Consider the following 2,404-nt stretch of genomic DNA (forward strand, 5'->3'; position numbering starts at 1 on the left):
ACACCACAACCATCGAGAAACCATGACCATTTTACTGTACAAAATCAATCCTGTTTCCTTTTGAATTTCCTATAACCTTTAAGATAAAATATATTGAATTCCATGATCATGAGCTAAACGCAGTAGTTTAAGATTGGCCCCCTTAGGGTGTACTTCTCCTCTTTCCCACTTTTGATATGTAGATGGAGTAACATTCAATATTTTAGCCATTACAGCTTGGCTAACTTTTTCTTTAACTCGCATTTTCTTTATTTCTTGAGCCTCAAGCTCTTTAACTTCACTTAGATTAAGCATTTCTATTTCTTTAATAGTAATTGCATCTAACCGAAGATCTTTGGCTGTTTCTAACATAGCATCAATAATTTTACTCATTTTCAACCTCCAATAATGCTCCCTCTTTTATCAGCTTATTAATTTCCAGATCAGAATAAGCTAACAATGATTTAGCAATAATTTTAAAAGCTTTTTCTTCATTAGAAGAAATATTACTTTTGGCATTCTTTTCAAAACCAAAAACGAAAAAACAATTTTTTCCTTTTTTGAAAGCAACGATCGTTCTTGTACTGCCACTCTTTCCCCTTCCTTTGTTGGCAACACGCTTTTTTATTACACCACCATAATTAGCCTCGTAAATTTCAATAGAAATTTCTTTAGCAGCGATATTAAGCGATTCATCACTGACTTGATTTTTTATAGCCCATTTAGCGAAAAGTTTAGTTTTTATTATTTTCATCAATAACGCCATGTATAGTAATTATTACTATAGCAAAATTTACTATACGTTACAACTATAGCGGAAAATAAACGGGGGTTTTGTTTACTTAACAACCATTATTGGTCATACAACTTCAAGTAAAAAAGAAGTCAGTTAAGAAATGTGGTTAAATAATCTAATTTAATATTTAATCTAATTAATGAGTAAATTAACCACTTTCCTTTTAATTTGCTGCAATTGTTTCAATAATCTTTTTTAGACTATCTGAACGAAACAACTCATCAAATATTTTATTTTCCTTGGGCTCATTTTTAAAATCTGCATTAAAATTATTGGCAGCGATCAAGCTCTTACAAAAATTTCTTTTTATTTCATCAGGTACTTGATTGTGTGTAAGCGAATACTCTAAATAATCAGTTAATTTAACTCGATTAAAAACGAGTTTGCAATGGCAAGACTTATGCTCAGTGATGAGCACTGGTCAAAGCTACGGACAATAATGCGCGAACAAGGGATTTATAACAAGCCCAATTTACGAAAAACAGTAGAAGGAATCCTGTATCGTATGCATGTTGGATGTCCATGGCGAGACCTACCGAAAACCTTTGGGCGCTGGAATAGCATTTTTCAAAAATTTAACCGTTGGTCATTAAAGGGCAAACTAATGTATGTTTTCAAGGCCTTGGTACAGGAGCCTGATTTGGAATGGGCGTTTATTGATGGCAGCATCGTCAAGGCTCATCAACACAGTGCTGGTGCCGCTTCTGAAGAAAATCAGGCCATAGGAAAATCCAGGGGCGGCAATACAACAAAGATTCATATGGCAGTTGATGCACATGGATTACCTATTGATTTTGAGATAACCGGTGGCGAAGTTCATGACTGCAAAGTTGCCCCGGAGTTTATTGAAAAATTACCAGTTGCCGACAAAGGTTATGATAGCGAAGAAGTACGGAATGCTATTCGCAAGAAATCATCGATTCCTGTCATTCCAAGGAAATCTAATTCTAAAATTGGCAACGCGGATATGGATTGGGGCTTATATAAATACAGGCATTTAGTTGAAAATTTGTTCGCAAGAATTAAGCATTTTAGAGGACTGGCTACACGATTTGATAAATTAAAACGAAATTATCGGTCTGTGGTGGCTATGGTTTGCGCACTCCTGTGGTTGCCGATGTGAAATGTCAACAGACCCTAGCACCGTGCAAGAATTGACTTTCCCCATAGTGCGCCAAAAGATTAAAATATATATTTCTAAATATTCAAGCCAGAATACCTGGGTTTAGGGACATAAATGACAACTACATCATGCAAATGAGAACTAATTTTGACCGAAAACAGCTTCGACGTACACAGTAGGCCATCTTTGAGCAGAAGCTTTTTCAGGGTAAGTTGCATACAAAAAACAGAGTAAAATACAGTGCCTTAGTATAACACGGAACCTTACAAGTCGCCGACACAGGCGGCCTGAGCGCCATAGGCGCCTTGAGGTTATAGGAAATTCAAAGAGTAAAAGAATGAATTTTGTACAGCACTATTATCGTAGTTTATGACAGCTTTTATTGTGAAACAGGGAAGAGGGATAGAGGTAAGAATAAATTTAGTCCAGATCTCAAAGATCCCCCCATATTTTTACTAAATTGTCGTCATAAAGTCTTGATATAATATAGAAAAGGATCATTATTC

Annotated in this window: 3 protein-coding genes; 1 reads left to right on the top strand and 2 read right to left on the bottom strand. The window is 35.4% G+C overall.

From position 1 onward, the window contains the following. Positions 1–78: 78 nt before the first annotated feature. Together ACQY7T_RS09850 and ACQY7T_RS09855 are read right to left on the bottom strand one after the other, a co-directional pair. Entirely contained in the window at positions 79–372 is a 294-nt protein-coding gene (locus ACQY7T_RS09850) for a helix-turn-helix domain-containing protein (protein WP_400188830.1), read from the bottom strand. Next, positions 365–733: a type II toxin-antitoxin system RelE/ParE family toxin gene (locus ACQY7T_RS09855; RefSeq protein ID WP_428413059.1), complete on the bottom strand. Its 369-nt coding sequence runs from the start codon at positions 731–733 to the stop codon at positions 365–367. Before ACQY7T_RS09855 ends, ACQY7T_RS09850 begins: the two co-directional genes overlap by 8 nt. Before the next feature lie 430 nt (positions 734–1,163). Here ACQY7T_RS09855 and ACQY7T_RS09860 point away from each other — a divergent pair, with 430 nt between their 5' ends. Then, complete coding sequence (locus ACQY7T_RS09860; RefSeq protein ID WP_428413061.1) at positions 1,164–1,898, top strand: IS5 family transposase; 735 nt, start codon at positions 1,164–1,166, stop codon at positions 1,896–1,898. Positions 1,899–2,404: the final 506 nt, after the last annotated feature.

Origin of the sequence: Legionella sp. (assembly GCF_965140895.1) — a bacterium.
Classification (GTDB): Bacteria; Pseudomonadota; Gammaproteobacteria; order Legionellales; family Legionellaceae; genus Legionella.